Annotated in this window: 15 protein-coding genes and 1 tRNA gene; 10 read left to right on the top strand and 6 right to left on the bottom strand. The window is 57.1% G+C overall.

Features of this window, described 5'->3' with window-relative positions:
- Positions 1-30 precede the first annotated feature (30 nt).
- Together BLS52_RS10430 and rfbB are read right to left on the bottom strand one after the other, a co-directional pair.
- Positions 31-1,440 carry a sugar nucleotide-binding protein gene (locus BLS52_RS10430; protein ID WP_245702802.1) on the bottom strand — a complete coding sequence of 470 codons (1,410 nt, stop codon included), beginning with the start codon at positions 1,438-1,440 and terminating at the stop codon, positions 31-33.
- 12 nt (positions 1,441-1,452) lie between these two features.
- On the bottom strand, positions 1,453-2,451 hold the full coding sequence (gene rfbB, locus BLS52_RS10425) for a dTDP-glucose 4,6-dehydratase (protein WP_090586596.1): 999 nt from the start codon (positions 2,449-2,451) through the stop codon (positions 1,453-1,455).
- Between the two features lie 69 nt (positions 2,452-2,520).
- Between rfbB and rfbA the strand changes: the two genes are divergently transcribed.
- The 4 genes from rfbA (at position 2,521) to BLS52_RS10405 (ending at position 6,056) form a co-directional block, all read left to right on the top strand.
- The gene (gene rfbA / locus BLS52_RS10420; RefSeq protein WP_090586594.1) at positions 2,521-3,384 is read left to right on the top strand and encodes a glucose-1-phosphate thymidylyltransferase RfbA; all 864 of its coding nucleotides are present in this window, start codon (positions 2,521-2,523) and stop codon (positions 3,382-3,384) included.
- Positions 3,385-3,471: 87 nt separating this feature from the next.
- Positions 3,472-3,543 (top strand) — tRNA-Gln (locus tag BLS52_RS10415).
- 126 nt (positions 3,544-3,669) lie between these two features.
- A complete protein-coding gene (gene glmU / locus BLS52_RS10410) occupies positions 3,670-5,079 on the top strand; it encodes a bifunctional UDP-N-acetylglucosamine diphosphorylase/glucosamine-1-phosphate N-acetyltransferase GlmU (RefSeq protein ID WP_245702811.1) in 1,410 nt (469 codons plus the stop codon).
- On the top strand, positions 5,076-6,056 hold the full coding sequence (locus tag BLS52_RS10405; protein WP_090586589.1) for a ribose-phosphate diphosphokinase: 981 nt from the start codon (positions 5,076-5,078) through the stop codon (positions 6,054-6,056). The genes glmU and BLS52_RS10405 overlap by 4 nt, the downstream gene beginning before the upstream one ends.
- A 139-nt stretch (positions 6,057-6,195) precedes the next feature.
- On the opposite strand, the gene BLS52_RS10400 is transcribed toward BLS52_RS10405, so the two are convergent.
- The 4 genes from BLS52_RS10400 to BLS52_RS10385 all read right to left on the bottom strand — a co-directional run bounded on the left by BLS52_RS10400 (position 6,196) and on the right by BLS52_RS10385 (position 11,969).
- Positions 6,196-6,810, bottom strand: coding sequence for an LPXTG cell wall anchor domain-containing protein (locus BLS52_RS10400; RefSeq protein ID WP_090586588.1), 615 nt, complete (start codon positions 6,808-6,810; stop codon positions 6,196-6,198).
- 250 nt (positions 6,811-7,060) lie between these two features.
- A complete protein-coding gene (locus tag BLS52_RS18820) occupies positions 7,061-8,959 on the bottom strand; it encodes a DUF4012 domain-containing protein (RefSeq protein WP_245702801.1) in 1,899 nt (632 codons plus the stop codon).
- Positions 8,960-8,996: 37 nt separating this feature from the next.
- Entirely contained in the window at positions 8,997-10,487 is a 1,491-nt protein-coding gene (locus tag BLS52_RS10390) for a sugar transferase (protein ID WP_090586585.1), read from the bottom strand.
- Positions 10,488-10,505: 18 nt separating this feature from the next.
- Positions 10,506-11,969 (bottom strand): tyrosine-protein kinase domain-containing protein, encoded by a 1,464-nt coding sequence (locus tag BLS52_RS10385; protein ID WP_090586583.1) that lies wholly within the window; start codon positions 11,967-11,969, stop codon positions 10,506-10,508.
- 385 nt (positions 11,970-12,354) lie between these two features.
- Here BLS52_RS10385 and BLS52_RS10380 point away from each other — a divergent pair, with 385 nt between their 5' ends.
- The 6 genes from BLS52_RS10380 (at position 12,355) to pseI (ending at position 19,188) form a co-directional block, all read left to right on the top strand.
- Complete coding sequence (locus tag BLS52_RS10380; protein ID WP_090586581.1) at positions 12,355-13,776, top strand: lipopolysaccharide biosynthesis protein; 1,422 nt, start codon at positions 12,355-12,357, stop codon at positions 13,774-13,776.
- A complete protein-coding gene (locus tag BLS52_RS19130; protein ID WP_090586579.1) occupies positions 13,769-14,557 on the top strand; it encodes a glycosyltransferase in 789 nt (262 codons plus the stop codon). Before BLS52_RS10380 ends, BLS52_RS19130 begins: the two co-directional genes overlap by 8 nt.
- 171 nt (positions 14,558-14,728) lie before the next feature.
- On the top strand, positions 14,729-15,583 hold the full coding sequence (locus tag BLS52_RS19125) for a glycosyltransferase family 2 protein (protein WP_175460149.1): 855 nt from the start codon (positions 14,729-14,731) through the stop codon (positions 15,581-15,583).
- Positions 15,583-16,785, top strand: coding sequence for a glycosyltransferase WbsX family protein (locus BLS52_RS10365; protein WP_090586574.1), 1,203 nt, complete (start codon positions 15,583-15,585; stop codon positions 16,783-16,785). The genes BLS52_RS19125 and BLS52_RS10365 overlap by 1 nt, the downstream gene beginning before the upstream one ends.
- A gap of 25 nt (positions 16,786-16,810) precedes the next feature.
- A complete protein-coding gene (locus BLS52_RS10360; protein ID WP_217636744.1) occupies positions 16,811-18,058 on the top strand; it encodes a hypothetical protein in 1,248 nt (415 codons plus the stop codon).
- A gap of 80 nt (positions 18,059-18,138) precedes the next feature.
- Complete coding sequence (pseI, locus tag BLS52_RS10355) at positions 18,139-19,188, top strand: pseudaminic acid synthase (RefSeq protein ID WP_090586570.1); 1,050 nt, start codon at positions 18,139-18,141, stop codon at positions 19,186-19,188.
- Positions 19,189-19,372: the final 184 nt, after the last annotated feature.

Raw genomic sequence — 19,372 nt, 5'->3', positions numbered from 1 at the left:
GGCCTGCGAAGGTAGGCAATCGGACGACGTTTATGACCGAAGCGCGCTCACATATTCGTTCAGCCGTAGCGCCATATCTGGCGCCATGAAACCGCTCGAGGCGATTTTCGACAGGTCGAGCGTGCTGTTGAGTGGTCGCGGGGCCGAAGTCGGTTTCCCGGCGAAGTAGTCCAGAGTACTGATACCGCTGACGTCGCCGGGATTCCGTCCGCACATTTCAAAAACCTTGGACGCTATGTCTGCCCATGACTGCGGTTCCCCAGAGTTGGTGACGTTATAGGTTCCAAAAGAAGCATTCGACTGAAGAAGGTGGAGGATGGCTGCAGCTAAATCTTCCGCGAATGTTAGCCGGCCAACCTGATCATTCACGACGGAAGGGCTTATACCCTTTTCAGCCAACTGCACCATCGTACGGATGAAGTTGGCGCCCACTCCTACTACCCAACTGGTTCGGACTATGTAGTGCTTGGGAACAGTTGCTACAACAGCATCACCGGCCGCCTTAGTCTGTCCGTACACGCCGAGGGGAGTGAACGGTTCGCATTCCTCATGAACTTCGCGAGAACCGTCGAATACATAGTCGCTGGAGACATGCACCAAAGTAATCCTGTGTTCAGTGGCTACGCGCGCCAGAGCGGCTACCCCCGAAACGTTGGCTGCCCAAGCATCCGCACGCCCTTCCCGGGTCTCGGCCGCATCGACGGCGGTATAGGCGGCAGCATTGATAATCGTGGAGAACTTCGACCAGTCGAATGCGTCGATGGACTCGATCCGGGATATGTCCAGCTGAGCCCGCGTTGCAAGCTCCACGGTCGAAGAGTCGGCCAACGCATTGGTCAACGCTTCGCCTAGCTGACCGCCCGCGCCAAGAATAAGCATTTTCTTGGCTTCGATTGGAGCGACATCAGCAAGGCGAGGGTGTTCCCTGTCCTTTTCCGATAGCTCAGCGCGAGTTAGGGGGATAGGCCATGAAATGTTTGTAGTTTCATCTGCCAGATTGAGGAACGCATACTGCTTTTGAGCGTCCGCGGACCAGTGGTCGTTCACAAGATACGTGTAAGCAGTGTGGTCTTCGAGCGTTTGAAATGCGTTTCCCACTCCGCGTGGCACGAAGATGGCCCGTGAAGCGTCTAACTCGGTGGTGAACACCCTTCCGAAGTTGGGACCACGCCGCAGATCTACCCACGCTCCAAAGATCCGTCCCGTCGCTACAGAGATGAACTTGTCCCACGGTTCTGCGTGGATCCCGCGCGTAGTTCCCGCCGTTGCGTTGAACGAAATATTGTTCTGGACCGGACCAAAATCAGGCAGACCAGCGGCGATCATTTTCTCTCGCTGCCAATTCTCTTTGAACCAGCCGCGACTGTCCCCGTGAACTGGCAGTTCGAATACAGTGAGGCCAGGGATCGTAGTTTCGGAGGCTGTGAGCGCCTGTGACATACGCATATTCTGCTACTGACCCAACTCCACGTATCTTTGCTCAGCGGCAGCCTTCTGCGGGCGCCACCATGGCTCATTTTCCTCGTACCAGCGGATTGTCTCCGAGATTCCATGCTCGAAGTCCGAGTATCTAGGCGACCATGCCAGTTCAGTGCGAAGTTTCGATGAGTCGATGGCATAGCGGAGGTCGTGGCCCACTCGGTCGACCACCTGGTCATAAGCGTCGGATGGCTGGCCCATCAATGACAGGATCAGTTCAACCACTTCCTTGTTCGACTTTTCCCCGTCAGCGCCGATCAAGTACGTTTCCCCGATCGTGCCCTTTTGCAAGATAGTCCATACAGCATCCGAGTGATCGTTGGCATGGATCCAGTCCCTTACGTTCGCGCCCGCCCCATACAGCTTCGGGCGGATGCCATCGAGGACGTTCGTGATTTGACGCGGGATGAACTTTTCGACGTGTTGGTAGGGGCCGTAATTGTTGGAACAATTGCTGATGGTTGCCTGGACGCCAAAGGATCGGACCCAAGCGCGGACCAAAAGATCTGAGGCGGCCTTGGTCGAGGAGTAGGGGCTTGACGGGTTATAGGGGGTAGCTTCAGTGAATCTCTCGGGATCGTCGAGCTCTAGATCCCCATACACCTCGTCTGTACTGATGTGGTGGTAGCGCTTCCCGTATTTCCTGACGGCTTCCAGCAGCGTGTACGTCCCGAGAATATTCGTGTCAATGAACGGCTTCGGGTCGTGGAGAGAATTGTCATTATGGGACTCAGCCGCATAATGGACCACGGCATCCGCTTCACCGACCAGAGGGTGCACCGCATCAGCATCAGCGATATCACCCACGACCAGCCGACATCTGTTGGGGTCCAGACCCGCCAGGGAAGCCTTGTTTCCGGCGTAGGTTAGCTTGTCCAGAACGGTCACGCTGCAATCCGTTGTTTCCAGCACGAATTGCACGAAGTTGGATCCGATGAATCCGGCGCCCCCGGTTACAAGAAGATTTCTCACACCCTGCACATTACCGGCTGTCGACTACACGGATTGCCTGTTTTCTAGGTTCCCCTATATACAGGGGTAATGAGGGGAATCATTCTTGCCGGCGGTACCGGCTCACGGCTCCATCCCATCACCCATGGGATAAGCAAGCAGTTGGTCCCGGTGTATGACAAGCCGATGATCTACTATCCGTTGTCGACCCTGATGCTAGCGGGGATAAGGGACATCCTCATTATCACGACGCCGGCTGACCAGGACCAGTTCCAGAGGCTGCTCGGGGATGGCTCCCAGCTCGGAATCAACCTGTCGTATAAAACGCAACCTTCGCCGGACGGTCTCGCGCAGGCGTTCGTCATCGGCGAGGAACACTTGGACGGTGGAAACGCCGCGCTGGTCTTGGGAGATAACATATTTCATGGTCCGGGTCTTGGAACGCAGCTTGGCGAACTGAGGGAGATTCAGGGCGGGGCAGTCTTCGCCTACCAGGTTTCCAACCCGAGCGACTACGGAGTGGTCGAGTTCGACTCTCAAAATCGCGCTATTTCCTTAGAGGAGAAGCCCGCACAACCCCGCAGTAACTTCGCGGTCCCGGGTCTCTACTTTTACGATTCGAGGGTCGTTGAGATAGCTCGTGATCTGAAGCCCTCTCCCAGGGGAGAACTTGAGATTACAGACATCAACAGGATCTATATGGAGAGCGGCGACCTTCAGGTTTCTATCCTCCCTCGAGGCACAGCTTGGTTGGACACCGGTACCTTCGATTCTCTCAACGACGCATCAAATTACATCCGGACAATCGAGGCCCGTCAGGGGACGAAAATCGGGGCGCCGGAGGAAATCGCGTGGCGTCAGGGATTCATCACGGATGACGAGCTCAGGGCTACGGCGCAGCCTTTATCTAAGAGCGGGTATGGCTCCTATCTGCTGAACTTGGTGGGTGGGTAGTAATCAGTGAAGTCGCAGGATGGCTCATGAACATGGCAAACTAGGTAGTCGCGTGCGCTGATCGGGTTTCCCGGAAATCCCACGCGGTCCGCCCTGGTGTAACGGCAGCACCCCAGCCTTTGGAGCTGTGGAGTATAGGTTCGAATCCTATGGGCGGAACGGCAGGCCAGCAGGCGTCAGAGACAGGCAAGGAGCGGCCCCTTCGTGAGCCACGAGGACCAGTCCAACCAGGCAGATACCGTGCCTGCAGCAGTGATAGTTCTGGCAGCCGGAGCCGGGACCCGAATGAAGTCCCGGACCCCAAAAATCCTCCATCGCCTCGGCGGCACCTCCATGGTGGGCCATGCGCTCGCGGCCGCCCGTGGCCTGGCACCGCAGAAACTTGCTGTGGTGGTCCGCCACGAGAGGGATCTCGTTGCAGCGCATATCGCCGAGCTCGACGCTGGCGCGCTCATCGTGGATCAGGATGACCTCCCGGGTACCGGCCGCGCCGTTCAGGTCGCTCTTGAGGCTCTCGATGCGCGCTCGGCTGTCGAAGGAACTGTCGTAGTTACCTACGGCGACGTTCCACTTCTCAGCACCGCAACGCTGCAGGATCTCGTGCGCACTCACGAGCGGGACAGCAATGCGGTCACCATCCTCACAGCGGTCCTCGATGACGCCACCGGATACGGACGTATTGTCCGTGCCGACGACGGCACGGTGACCGGCATCGTGGAACACAAGGATGCCACCGAGGAGCAGCGCACAATCACGGAAATCAACTCCGGCATCTATGCGTTCGACGCCGCGGTACTCCGCAAGAGCCTCACCAGGGTTGATTCGAACAATGCACAGGGCGAGATGTACCTGACAGACGTTCCGTCCATTGCGAGGAACGCCGGTGGTCGTGTAGCCGCGGTGATCTCAGCGGACCGCTGGCAGGTTGAGGGTGCAAATGATCGCGTGCAGCTGGCCGCCCTCGGCGCGGAACTGAACCGGCGCACCCTTGAGCGCTGGATGCGGGCCGGCGTGACCATTGTCGATACCAACAGCACCTGGATCGACGTCGACGTCCAGCTTGATGAGGACGTCACCATCCTCCCGGGAACACAGCTGTACGGCGCAACGCAGGTCTCGCGCGACGCTGTTGTCGGCCCCGATTGCACGCTCACCGACGTGGTCATTGAAGAAGGCGCAAAAGTCGTCCGCACGCACGGCAGTGGCGCACGCATCGGCGCAGGGGCATCCGTGGGTCCCTTTACCTACCTCCGTCCGGGGACGGTACTGGGGGAGTCCGGCAAAATCGGTGCCTTCTACGAGACCAAGAATGTCACCATCGGCCGCGGTTCCAAGCTCTCCCACCTCGGTTATGCCGGCGATGCGGAAATCGGCGAAAACACGAACATTGGCTGCGGAAATATCACAGCGAACTACGACGGCGTAAACAAGCACCGCACTGTCATCGGCAGTGATGTCCGGACTGGTTCCAACACTGTGTTCGTGGCACCAGTCTCGATCGGCGACGGCGCGTATACAGGCGCAGGCGCAATTGTCCGCAAGGACGTTCCTGCCGGTGCGCTGTCCATCGTCAGTGCCGCGCAGCGCAACCTCGACGGCTGGGTAGAAACCAACCGTGCCGGCACAGCAGCCGCTACCTCGGCAGCCAAAGCTTCCTCCTCAACCACATCAACGGAAGAAAGCGATCCTTCATGAGCGAGATCACGGCACGCGGGGAAAAGAAACTTGTCCTCGCCTCCGGCAGGGCACACCCCGAACTGGCTGAGGAGATCGCGCGGGTTCTGGACACCGAACTCCTGCCCATCTCGGCGTACGACTTCGCGAACGGGGAGATCTATGTCCGCTCCGGGGAAAGCGTCCGCGGTACTGACGTCTTCGTGATTCAGGCCCACCCTGCGCCGCTGAACAACTGGTTGATGGAGCAGTTGATCATGGTTGACTCGCTGAAGCGTGCGTCGGCTAAGCGCATCACGGTCGTATCTCCGTTCTACCCCTACGCACGCCAGGACAAGAAGGGCCGTGGCCGGGAGCCCATCTCTGCCCGACTGGTCGCTGACCTCTACCGGACCGCTGGTGCTGACCGGTTGATGTCGGTTGATCTGCATACTGCACAGATTCAGGGTTTCTTCGACGGCCCTGTCGATCACCTGATGGCTATCCCGCTGCTGGCTGACTACATCCGCACCCGTGTCGACGCGGACAGCGTCACGGTCGTTTCTCCGGACACCGGCCGGGTGCGCGTAGCTGAGCAGTGGGCGGAGCGGCTCGGGGGAGCGCCGCTCGCATTCGTGCACAAGAGCCGCGACCTGACCGTGCCGAACCAGGCAGTGTCAAAGACTGTGGTCGGCCAGATCGAGGGCCGCACCTGCGTGCTCATCGACGACATGATTGACACTGGTGGCACCATCTCTGGCGCTGTTGCAGTGCTGAAGAACGCCGGTGCCAAGGACGTCATCATTGCGGCGACCCACGCGGTGTTCTCCGACCCCGCAGCACGCCGCCTGGCAGAGTCCGGAGCACGCGAGGTGGTCGTCACCAACACACTGCCGATCGGCCCGGAGAAGCGTTTCCCGCAACTGACCGTCCTGTCGATTGCACCGTTGATCGCACGTGCGATCCGCGAGGTGTTCGACGACGGCTCGGTGACCAGCCTGTTCGACGGCAATACGTAAACCTAAGAGTGATGAGTATGGGCCGGTCAGCACTAAGCTGACTGGCCCATTTCGTGCCTCGAGAGTTAGTTATGAGAGCGCAAAGAAGAACCCGGCTAGAGCGAGGCTCTCACCGGGTTCTTCTTTGATGCTTTGTCAGTTACGCTTCGGCGCCCGCGCGGCGACGTGCAACGAAGATGCTTCCTGCACCCAGGCCGAGTGCGCCGATGCCGGCTGCGCCCCAGAGGAGCATCGCCGAATCGATACCAGTGTTAGCGAGGCCGCCGCCTGTGGTTCCACTTGTGGAGCCGGTGGTGCCCCCGCCAACGGGTGCCTCGGGCGCATCGACTGCGACAGTTGCGGTTACGGTTGCACCGGATTCACGGCCGGTGGCCGTAAGAGTGTAGGTGCCTTCTTCCTGGGGTGTAAACGACCAGGAGAAGTTACCCTCAGCATCCGCGGTCACCGTGTCGGTGAGGACGATTGCCATGGGAAGGATCGGACCACCGAGCGCTGCGCCGGCACGGCCAGCTCCACCAGCGGTGCCGGAAGCAGCAGGCTCGCCAGCAACGAAGTCGACGGTGATGTCGATGATTTCACCCGGAATGAAGAGGCCTTCATTGCTGCTGAAGACAACCGTTTCACCCGGAGCGACGGTTCCATCAGATACAGTGCCCTGAACTGGCGCACTTGGGTAACGCTCAGCCTGGGCTGCTCCCGCTCCGACGAAGGTGAGAGCGCCTGCGATAGCAACGGCGGCGATAATTTTTTCCATTGAGACTCCCCGATAAACATAAAGGTGTTTGCGACAATTTGCCATTGGTGCTCGACCCTGAAGACGTATGTACCCCCAGCCCCGACTACCCTTAAACAAGACTCTACCGACAGTCAGCGACAGTTCGCTCACCGAATGCGCAGGTCTTCCGCAGGGTTTCCGCACCTGACGTTACCCCATAACGTCATCTAATAGGAATGAAGTTGTCATGGGATTCGTCATGTAACTGAAAGTTAATGTTTGAGCCGTTCTAGCTGCAGGCCGCGCCTCCTTGAAGCGGGAGAACTACATCGTCAATCGGCTGGATCGTGGGCGTCACGTCCAATACAGGGTCCGAGGTTTGCACGACATTGCTGAAGTCCACTTCCACCGTTGCTGATTGAGCCGGGGGCAACCTCGTCGTGACTACCGCTACGGGACGGTCTCCGTGGCGGTACGAGCCGATAGGGGCCGGTTCACCGTTGACGCGGGCCGTCTGTAGCTGCGATTGGTCCGGTCCATATCCGACAACATTCGTTTGAACCGTGCCGGGAGGAACCCCAAAATCACCACCACCGGTGACGTAATCAGGAAGTAATTCCGCTGCATCGAGTGGCGCCGTATTAGTAAGGGTGATCATCAGGGTGTACTGAAGATAACCGTCCTCGGTGCAGCTTCGTTTCAGTTGAACGGTTCGTCGCACGTAGAAGTCCATCTTCGCGCCGGTGCCGTCGTTGAAGTACGCACCGAATGTAGCGCCCCCTGCCTCAGCCCCGGTGACCTTGCCGGCCATACCCGTTGAGGCGATGATTGCCTGCTCATTCGAGTGTGCCGACCATGCGTAAAGGCGTCCTTCATCAGCGCTCTTAATCAGAGACTGGACCAGCCCGGCACTTTCCCCGTCGCCAGAAGTGAGCGCCTCGAACACCTGGGCTGCAACGGCAGCGAAGTAGGCGTCCTGCAAGCTCGGTTCTTCGATTGCCGCGTAAACGTCGGAAAGCAAGGTGGGGACCACATTCTCTGCTGTGAGAGAAGTGGGGAGACCAGAGGAAGCAACAAGATCGCCTACCTCCGGTTCCTGAAACCTCAGTTCGACCGGCCCGGTGGCCTTGAGGATATTCGCCAGCGCGAGTGGATCCAGAGCAAGGACCCCGTCAATAGCGGGGCCCTTGTGGTGCTGCTCCCACATTTTCGCAGCGGTTTGAGCCGCGGTCGGGAAGTCCGGCGTAAGGTTGACGCTCTGCATAAACCTTCCCATGCGGGTGCTGTAGATCTCGATCTGGGCGGGGTCAACGACGACTGTTGGATCAAATCGTCCCAATTCGGAGGCGCTGCCCTGCGCTGTTAGTTCGATTTCTCCATCATCGGTGTGTATAACCGCCAAGGCGCCGGGTATGCCACCTGTTGCACGCACTTCGGCACTGTTCTGAATCAGTAGCAGGTGGTTTCTTGGCCCTTCCGCACCGAGCATCGGCGGGAGCACCTCCGCGGCTGCAGACGCTCCGTCCAATGCATCACTTGCAGTATCTAGAGCAGCGGTGACTTGCTCCAATGGCTGCGACACTTCGGGCAGCAGCTCTGATGTGTCAACGGCCGAAAGCCGGTCATAGGAGAGCTGAACCGTATTCCTGGCAGAGGAAAGGCTGGCGGAGGATTGCTGGAGAGCTGCCAAATCGATTTTCCCCTCGGTGGGCATAAGCCCACTCCAGTCGACGGAACTTGCGCCGCCGACGAGCGGCCCGATGGCGAGGTTTACTATGTCGTCAGCGGACACAGCGACCTCTGTTACCGCAGAGAAGTTTCCTCCGGCGACTGGCACCAACGATGCGCCTCTCCAAACGGGGTCAGTGGCTGCGACACGGGCAACGGAAGTGTGCTTTTGTAACTCAGTCAGTGTTTGGCGGGCGGCTTCTCCTTCACCAGACATGAGCTGCTCCTGAATGGTCGGAAGAAGCACCAGAGCCGACTCGAGGCTCGTCTTGATCTGGTCGGCTCTGAACATCAGCCACGCAGCGTAGCCACACGCAACTAATAGGAGAACGGCGGCCGCGACGATGATGCGTCCGGCGATTCTTCGTTTCACCCTGGCCCCGAGCTTCGTGCGCTTCCTGTGTGCCATGCGCTGTGCGTCCGAGGGCTCGACGGTGGTTTCGCTGGCGGATTGCGTCATTGGTACAGCCTTCTGAAGGAGGATAGGAGGGCAGCCATTAGAAGGCGCCATGTCGACTGAAAACTGCCTTGAACGTTCGGAGCAGGATTGCCAAATCACCGAACAAGGACCAATTCTCAACGTAATAGAGGTCTAATCGCACTGTGTCCTCCCAGGAAAGCAAGGACCGCCCACTTACCTGCCATAAACCCGTCATGCCCGGCCTGACTAGCAGCCTCCGGTGTACATGTTCGTCATATCTTTCAACTTCCGTGGCGAGCGGCGGACGTGGCCCAACGAGACTCATAGAGCCGCCTAGCACATTCAGTAGCTGAGGCAGCTCATCAAGGCTGTAACGTCGGAGGAAGCCGCCTACCCTGGTCACACGAGGATCTTGCCGTAGCTTGAAAAGTACCTGGTTGCCGTCATTTTCTTCGGTTCCTCTCATTTGCTCGAGCTGTTGATCAGCACCGACAACCATGGAACGGAACTTGAGCATCTGAAAATGACGGCCTCCTATTCCGACACGTTCCTGGCGATAGAACACCGGTCCGTGATCGCCACTCCGCACCAAAAGAGCCACTGTGAGGAAGACTGGTGTAAGAGCAACCACCAAAAGACTCGCACCTACGAGGTCGAACAACCGTTTAATGAACCGCTGGCCCCTTTCAAGGTTAGGTGTCGAGACATGGATCAGGGGCAAGCCCGCGACTGGTTGGGTGTGAATCCGGGGGCCAGCAATATCGGTGAGGGCGGGCGCCATGATCATACGAACGTTCAGATCGGCGAGCGCCCAGCCCAGCGCGCGGATTGTGCTGGGACTCAACTCCACTCCGCTGGACATTGCGACTGCGTCTGGCTGCAACTCTTCGATCGCCTTGACGATGGCGCTCACAGTAATGCCGCGTCCGATCGTTGGCAGTCCCAAATCATCGGCTACGGTTGTGCCTGGAGTGGTCCCCGGCAAATACGTTGCGACGGGGAGGTATCCGGCGAGGGGTTGGCGGATTAAAGACCGCGCGAGATGCTCGGCGCTGTGGGTTTCGCCGACAATGAGTACGCGAAGGCTGCTCGCCCCACGCTGCCGTTCTATGTGCAGAAGCTTCCGCAACAGGAACCTTGCCAGTAACAATCCGAGCGTACCTGCGGGCAGAGCCAGCCCAACGTATCCGCGGGCGGTATCAAATTGAAGCGAGTACGACAGGATCGCAACGAGGCCAAATAACCAGAATGATGCGCTGATTATTCTTTTATACTCTTCTGTCCCATGGCCCAGAATCCAAGAGTCTCTGCTCCCGAAAAGGGAGAGCATGAACCACCAAAGAAGCGATAATCCGATTGAGATCAGCAAGTATGGTTGGGTAGCGGTGCTGGTCCAGACCTCGTCCTCAGGAGCACCAAATCTAAGGATGAAGGCCCCAGTAGTCGCCCACAGAACCACAAGCGCGTCCGCGACGGCGATGCGACGGGTGAATTTAGCCGCCCATGGATTCTTGTCCTCGCCGGAAACAGGGCTTTGCCTCGACACTTTATCCGACTTCAGAATCATGGAAAATGGGGTTGTTTTTCATCTCCGCTGATCGGCTCGCGGACGAAGGACCTGTTCATCGAACTCATGCTGCTCAGATCGGGGCCTGACGCTCCTCATGTGGCTCGCTCCACCTGCCGTTCTAAGCGGTGCAGCGTCATAGGAGTAGGAATTGTACGCGTAAGCATCTGGACCCTTAGTGGGAAGCAAATTAAGCACTACACCGAGTAGATCTGCCTCAACCAGCTCGAGCGAGCTTAGCGACTTCTGCAGGTCCGGGATTTTCACTTTCGAAGAGCCGATCACGAGCACCACCCCACCTACCTGTTGGGCAAGCACAGCCGCATCCGTTACAGGAAGGAGCGGAGGAGCATCAATTATGATCGCGTCAAAAGTTTGTTCTAGCTGAGTGATGAGTTGTTTCATTGCTTCGGAGCCGAGCAGTTCGCTCGGATTCGGGGGAATCTGGCCAGATGTCAGCACATACAACTCATCTTCTCCCCAGGGTTGCAAAAGGTCTTTCACATCTGCCCTCCCGATCAACGCGGTCGTTAATCCGGCGTTGCGTTCAAGGCCAAGGTACTCATCGACGCGGGGTCGTCTCAGGTCGGCGTCGACCAGGACAACCGACTGGCCGGCCTGTGCCATTGCGATGGCGAGATTTGTAGCGGTCGTGCTCTTACCCTCTCCTGGCAAAGAAGAGGTGACAAGGACAGCCTTTGATGCGTGGCTCACGTGGGCGAACTGTAAATTTGTTCGAATTTGCCGGAATGACTCGGCGCGAGGGCTCTGTGCAGAGGTTTGGGTCAAGAGCGGCTTTTTGGTTGCATCGTTATCGAAACTAATTGCTCCAAGGATCGGCGCGGCGCTTGCTTTCCTTACGTCCGACTCGCCTCGTACCCGGACATCCAAGGTGGCCCGCAGAACGGCTAACACACCGCCCGCTATCAAACCGCTAAGCAGTCCCAGGACGAGGTTCAGTTGTGTCTTTGGCGACGACGGCTGTGAAGGGGCAACTGCAGGAGTCACTACAGTCAGCTTTACGGGCGAGTCCTCGCCCTCGGTGGTTGTTTCGAGAGTATTTATGGCCTCAATCAGGCTGTTTGCCACTGACTGCGCGATAGCTGCCGCCTGAACGGGAGATGCGTCTTCAGCGGTAATACTTAATAGGACCGTGTCTAAGTCCGCAGAGGCCTTGATTCTGCCGGCAAGCTCCGACGCGCTGAGCTCCAAACCCAAGCTATCTATGACCGGTTGAAGGACTAGAGGAGTGCTCGCTGTTTCTGCGTATGACTGGACACGCGCCTGTGTGAACGAGTTGCCGATCTGCAGTTCGGCAACTGTTCCCGTGTTTTGCGTCGCCGCAAAAAGCGTGGTCTGAGATGTATAGGCTGGTGTTCGCAAAAGCGAGACGGCAGCAGCCAGGAGCAGTCCCACGAGGGCACAAGCCAGAATGAGCAGCCAACTGCGGCGGAGGGCGCGGAGGCAATCAGTTAGCTTCAACGGTTGAGGCCCTTCCTAATACATTGACAGTGCCTTCTACTGCGGCCATGTCGCCAGAGCAGGGGCGGATTCAGTTCAGGGGCAGCAAGCCCAAATAACCGCTCACGGAGCCAAGGATAAGAAGCTGTATCTGTTGACAGCATGCCACTACCCCCCCTAGTGAATTGCGGCGCGTCGGTCGCATCAACTCATGGTATCCGATGTGGGACAGCCGACCTCTCGTAAGGCGGGGAAGGGGTCCATACTTTCTGAGGGCTGTATTTGAAAACGAGACAGCAGACTTTTAGAGCTGCCCCCGCGGCTACTACGCTAACCTAGCGACATAAAGCTGTGTCTTCGGTTCCGTCAACGCAAGGGGCAGCCAGTGACTCCTAATGAAAGAAACATGGCATCCTCTTCTGAACGTTCTGCGTTAATCGGCAGCGGTTCAGTCTATGCCTTGGCCAGCGCAGCCCCCGTTCTCTCCACCTTGTTTATCACGCCGCTGGTAACGAGAGTGTTCAGTCCGGAAAATTATGGGCTAATAGCTATGACGATCACTCTCTATCAAGTGGGCGGAGTACTTCTGGGGTTCGGCATGTCGGCGGCTATAACTAGGCATGCGCTGATAAGTAACTCCGGGCGTCCTGGCGCTGCCGCACTGGTGATTACAAACAGCGTTTTCTCCTTCTTCCTTGCAGCCGTCGCGGCTCTCATAGTTGTTCTTTCTGGTTACGAGGTCATCCCCACTTACACCCCGGCCCTTTTTGTCGGGGCGTGCATAAGTTCCGCCGCTTTTGCCTCATTGACCGGTTGTCTGGCGTTGCTCAGAGCTGACCAAGCAGTAAAGAAGTTCGTGATGTTCAGCGTTGTCGCCTCGTTGGGCGGACCCCTTACCGGTCTTTCAGCGGTGCTCCTAGTTTCATCCAGTCCCGTCACCTATGTGTTCGCGTTAGCAGTGGTGCAGACGCTTGTCGCTGCAGTCGCAATTCTCGAGTGCCTGCGGAAGGGATCGGTTGTCTGGTGTCTAAGCGACCAGATCGCAGCGATCAAGTTCGGTCTTCCGACCCTTCCCCATCAGATAGCACCATCTGCAATGGTGACTTCCTTGGTTCTGATCGTTGCCGTTATGCGCGGTCCAGTCCCGGCGGGGCAACTCCAGATCGGTTTGCTGCTCGCAAATGGAATAGTGGTGATACTTGGTGCTCTCAACAACGCGTGGGCTCCTCTGATCTATAAGGCAGAACCTTCAGAGAGGATAGGTCTACTTTCTCGCACGTCATGGGTAGTGTCCGGGGCGATCGTTTTTTTGGCCGCAATATTTTCAGCGTCAGTCGGGGTACTTGCTCCTCTCATCGCTGGCGCGCTCGCAGGTGATGACGTGGTGCATCGAATCGCCGTGATAGGCGCGTCTGGAGGGATACTTGCCGTATATTACTTGGCGAATATACACCTTGTCTTCTTAACAGGTAACACCACAATGCTTGCTCTTACTACACCACTCGCCGCTCTGTTTGCCACTGGGACGGTCGTCTGGCTAACGACGAGTTTGATGCTGCCCCTGGAATGCATCGCTCTTGTCCTACCGCTATATAACTGTTTGCAGATACTCTCCGCATCGATTCTCCGACGAGCAACCGGCTTGGGGGCACCATCGCTCTCACCGCTGATTCCCAACAGTCTTTTCTCAGGGGCGTTCCTCGTATCGGCGCTGCTTTTTACAGTCGATTCCTGGACACTTTGGATTTCCATCGGAGTCATCGCATTGTCCGCTGGCTTCTATAACCGCGCGATACTAAGGAATACGGAACTGGAGAGACATGGTTGAAGCGTCGGGCGTGATATGTATTGCTGTCTATAGGCCTTCTTGGGACCTATTGGTTGAGCAATTGCGATCAATTCAACGGCAGACCGTGAATAACTGGCTTGCAATCATCGGCATAGACGGTCTCGATGAGGATCTCAGGTCCCGTCTGCAGGACTTTATCGGCGAAGATGTCCGGTTCACCGTACGCCAGTATCAAGAGCGAGTAGGACACTATCGAAACTTTGAGCGATTGCTGGCGGAAGTTGGGTCTGAATACCAATGGATAGCACTGGCTGATCAGGATGACCATTGGTATCCAGAGAAACTCGAACGAATGGTGCCTGGCCTGAGAGATTATGACCTCGTCTGTTCTCAGGCCAGGGTCGTCTCGATCGATGGTGCCAGCCGGGCGGCATTGGGCACAACGAGTAGATCCAATGCGTCGTTGGCGGCAATGTTCATCAACAACCGAGTTACGGGTAGTTTTTCGTTGCTTTCACCGCGACTAGTGCGAGCGGCACTTCCGTTTCCCGCTCCTACCGACCAAGCATTCCATGACCATTGGTTAGGAGTGTGCGCGAGGTCAGCCGACCGTCTGACGTTCATCGATGATGTGCTTCAGGACTATCACCAGCACGGTTCGAACGTGATCGGGGAAGAAGGGAAGGACTCTCTCATCAAGAGGTTTTCGCGCCTCCGCAGCAAGGCGGGAGCTTCGAACACTGGGGGGGGCGCTCGTCTACCTCTCACAGCATCGATGGGCTTGGAGAGTGAATATGGCCCGGTCCCTTGTGCGGAGTGAAATGGTCTCAGAGAGCAGCCGTCAAATCGTCGAGGCGTTCGCCCGAGATAGGTTTTCCTTGAACCTCCTTCGTATAGTTGGCGCAGAGATGCTCAGAAGGACCGTTCCTGCGCTGAGGGGATTCGGATTGCTTCTGGGCGCGGCAGCAACGAATCGTGGGGGAGCAAAGATTTGACACATCCTGAAGAGGGTTGGACGGTAATCACCGTCACATACAACAGCCGTGCGACGTTGGAGCGCTGTTGGAGCGGAGTCGACCTCGCCGGCATCCGCTGGGTGGTCGTCGACAATGGTTCCCGAGACGGAAGCGGCCAAATCGCTGAGGATCTGGGTGCTGAGGTAATTTCGCTCGACGCCAATGTCGGGTTCTCGAAGGCAAACAATAGAGGTCTTAGGGAGGTCCGCAGCAGACACACGGCCTTTGTTAATCCTGACGTTGTAATTCGTCCCGCAGACCTTCCTGCGCTCGCTCACCTATGTTCGAGGGATAATGCACTTGTAGCGCCACAGTTGGTAAATAGAGATAACTCTCTCCAGCCAAACGCACGAGGGTTGCCCTATCTGGTCGACAAGTTTGCACACCGTGGCATTAATCTCCCTGGGGCGGATCTTCGCCGGTATGTCCCTTCAATGCAGACGACTTCATACGCGGTATGGCTGACTGGTGCGGTTATTGCGGGTGAAACTGCAGCGTTCCGAACCCTCGGCGGTTGGGATGAGAGGTTCTTCCTGTATCACGAAGATTCGTCGCTTTGTCTTTCGGCATGGGAACAAGATTTCAAGGTGATTCTTTCGGTGGATCAACAATGGGTGCACGAATGGAAGCGTGATACCAAGTCACTGAAATGGAGGCCAATAGTTCATGAAGCCATTTCTGCTTGGAAGTTCTACAGGCTATATCCAATGCTGCTAAGCCCGAGGATTGGAGGCCTGACCCCTAGCCTTCGGCGCGCCGGCGACCTTGTGGGAAGGCCTGTTCAAGCTAATCCACGTGTTGAAGGAAATCCGAAGGGATTAGATAGCTGATGGAAGCCCTTAAGAATGACGTTTTAACTGTCGCCTTTTACCTTCCTCAATTTCACGAGATTCCCGAAAATAATGAGTGGTGGGGGCAAGGGTTCACGGAGTGGACCAATGTGAGAAAGGCGGAAAAGCTTTTCGATCAGCATGATCAACCCCGTATGCCTACTGATTTAGGATACTACGACCTAGTCCATGAATCGCCTATCCATAAGCAGGCTGAGATGGCGCGGCTTCACGATATTGATGCGTTCTGTTTCTACTTTTACTGGTTTGCGGGCAAGAGACTACTGGAACGCCCCTTAGATGCGTATTTGAAAAATGGTCCGGAGCATCCTTTTTGTATTTCTTGGGCCAATGAAAACTGGTCCCGAAGATGGGACGGAAAAGACCATGAGGTTCTGATCGCACAGGACTACGGGGATTCAACTGCAGAGTCCATCTTCAAAGACTTCCTTCCCCTGCTAAGGGATCGAAGATACCTCCGGGTTGATGGTGCCGCCCTCTTGCTTGTACATCGGGTGGATCATCTTCCAGACGCTCGGGACTACGCACGCGTTTGGCGGAATCTCGCAGCCGAGCACGGCGTTGGTCCCCTACGGCTCGTAGCTGCCGAAACGACGCCAGACATAGATCCACGTGTCTACGGATTCGATGCAGTTAGTGAATTCCCGCCGGTGGGCAGCGGAACCTTCGGAGCGGCACACCTGGCTCCCCTGGCGGGTATGGACCCGTCATTCAGAGGTCGAATACTGTCCTATTCAAGGCTCTCGCGTCGCTTTCAGCGCCGCAGGAATCCTGATTTCACGCGATACCGAGGGGTAATTCCTGGTTGGGATAACTCCGCCCGCCGTCGTCAGAACTCGACTATTTTCTTTGGGTCATCGCCAGCCGCGTACCAGAGATGGCTGGCGTGGGCTCGCGCTGAAGAAGCAAAGCGGACAAGCCAAGGCGTGGTCTTCGTCAACGCCTGGAACGAGTGGGCCGAGGGTGCCTACCTGGAACCTGACGCGAGTTTTGGCAACCAGTACTTGCTGGCATCAAAGGCGGAAGTCCCGACGGGCGCTCTGCAAGAGGCACAGCCGGCTCGTCTCGGATTGTCTGTTGGTTGGATCCGGTCCATGCTCACAATTGCGGCGGCAACCCTCATAGGCACTGGGCGGAAAGTCCGCAACCGGTTGCAGTCCTATCGCAATGAACGCGTATAGCCGCGCCGCCTTGGCAGAGGAAATCTTGGATTCCCTGTCTACCGGTGATCATAAGATTCTGGTGCCGAGCCGTGTCCGGGCGCTCCTGGGATTTTTACTGATCGCGATCGGTATTGTCACGCCGAAAAGACGACCAGATACCCGAGACGGTGCGGTGTGGTTCGTAGTTTCGAATCCGGTCGCCCACGGCGCCCGGCTGTGTGCAAGCGTATCTTCCGCGCTCAAGCGATTTCCTCTGCAGATACTCGCAGACCATTCCGTGAAAGACCCGACTGTAGAGTCCCAAGATCACTTCCCAGGACTTGGGCTCAGATCCATTGCGGGCGCTTCATCGATTAGCGGAATCTGGCGCTCAATCGTGGTGCGAAGAGCACTAGGTTCAATGCCCCCCGGGGATGGGAACAGATTCTGGGCCGAGTACCTTTTTTTTGCCCAGACGCTTCGATACATGGCGGCCCGAGAAGCAATGCTAGTCCCAGCGAAGGTGAAGCTGGTGATCGTCGATTTTGACCGCGCTGGCTATGGCCGGCCCATCGTCTACTGGGCCAAGCGAGCCGGAATTCCGATAGTCACTCTTGTGCATGGTTCACCGGTTGCTACAACGTACATGCCGATATTGGCCGATTCCGTGTTGGTCTGGGGGGAGTGTCAAAGGAACTGGCTGAAGCGTCTTGCTCCGGAAGTTCCAGTTCATGAGATTGGACGCAGCGATGTTGAGTTCGAAGATCGTTGGAGTGGCCGCGTGGATAGACTGGTAATTTGCCACTCGGGCGAAGCTTTGACCGGACTCGAAGAGCAGAGATTGAATGCCCTCATAGAGAGAGGGCTTGAGCGGGGTTGGGTGATTCGCCTGCGCGTGCACCCCAGCTGGGGAGTAAAGGCTATGGGTCCAGGATGGGCTGGTGTCCAGAACGCCTCGTCCTCTGCGTCTCCTCTTGGCCTGTCGTTGAAGGAGGACCTTACAGACCGAGACGTGGTCGTGGTGGTGTCCTCGTCCGCGGCAGTTGACGCGATTTTTCTCGGGGTACCAGTGTTCGTGATTGCGGATGAAGACCGGGCACTCGCCTGTGACGTGGAAGAGATTCGCCGGGCATCTGAACCGCTAGCCGAGGAGCTGATTGCCGGGGGACAGATGGAGGTTCTCTTCGGCCGTCTTCGCAAACTGAAGATTCTACGCTCGACGATTGTCACCTACACCGGCCAAGACGCAAAGGCTCGTCTGGCAGACGCCATTTCCGCGCTCATGGACCGTCGTGGAGCTCATATCGGCTGATTCCTCTGTCGCAACCTGCAAAAAGTAATAAAAATCCTGGAGGGGCCCACGCCCCATACGCAATCACGGAGAGAAATTGTATGAAGGCTATTCCTGTTGACACAATCCTGATCGAACAAAAATCTCCTCCTTTTGTCATTGCTGAGATGTCCGGTAATCATAACGGGAGCCTCGATCGAGCACTGCAGATTGTCGACGCTGCGGCTGACTCGGGGGCGACAGCGATAAAGCTTCAAACCTATACTCCAGACTCCATGACTATCCAAAACGATGGAGAGCGATTCAAAATTTCCGCGAATCACGCGTTGTGGGGAGAGCGGTCGCTATATGACTTGTACGAGCAGGCTCAGACGCCATGGGGCTGGCATCAGGAGATTTTTCGACGCGCGCGTTCTAGAGGCCTTATCCCCTTCTCCAGCCCCTTCGATGAGGCGGCCGTAGATCTCCTCGAAGAGCTGGATGCGCCGCTGTACAAAATCGCGTCTCTGGAAATCGGCGACAAAGCATTGCTGGAGCGCGTCGCAGCGACTGGTAAACCCATCATTTTGTCGAATGGAGCTTCCAGCTTCGTGGAGATAGCGGAAGCGATCAGTGTCATTCGAGCGGTGGGTAACGATCAAATAGTTGTCCTAGCATGTACGTCGTCGTATCCAGCGTCGCCCAGCGAAGCCAATCTCCGAACCATCCCGGTATTGAGGGACGCTCTAGGCGTGCAAGTCGGCCTGTCTGATCACACCATGGGCATTGGCGTTTCTGTCGCCGCCGTCGCCCTCGGCGCAACGGTGATCGAAAAGCACGTGACCTTGAACCGCCAAGATGGCGGCGTCGACTCTGAGTTCTCACTGGAACCAGCGGAACTGCGCGCGTTGGTCACTGAGACGAATGCCGCATGGCAGGCACTAGGGTCTCCGACGCCCACTCTTACGAGTGGGGAAACGGAGAGCCGTCGTTTGAAGCGATCCCTCTATGTTGTCGAAGACGTCAATGAGGGCGACCAGATATCGAGCAAGAACGTGAGGTCGATCAGGCCCGCGGGAGGACTGGAGCCAAAGCACTTAGCCCAGGTGATCGGGCGTACCTTCCCCCAGCCCTTGAAGGCTGGCACTCCTTTGACCTGGGAAGTCCTCTAAGAAGAGGCCGGCGCGCTCTTATGCAAGGAGTCAGTGACGCGTCGGTCAGGTTCCTCTTGGCAGAGACACACGGCGCTACATCGCTTGCACGGCGCGGTACAAAACGTAATTTCCGGCAGCTTTGCGGGCGGCACTGCAGCCGGATCAGCACGGCTGATACTCTCATTTGGGATGCAAACGCCGT

The sequence above is a fragment of the Arthrobacter subterraneus genome, assembly GCF_900099735.1.
In the GTDB taxonomy this organism is placed as follows: domain Bacteria; phylum Actinomycetota; class Actinomycetes; order Actinomycetales; family Micrococcaceae; genus Arthrobacter_D; species Arthrobacter_D subterraneus.
The sequence above is the reverse complement of the archived record's forward strand: the minus strand, read 5'-3'. Positions and strand labels throughout refer to the sequence as shown.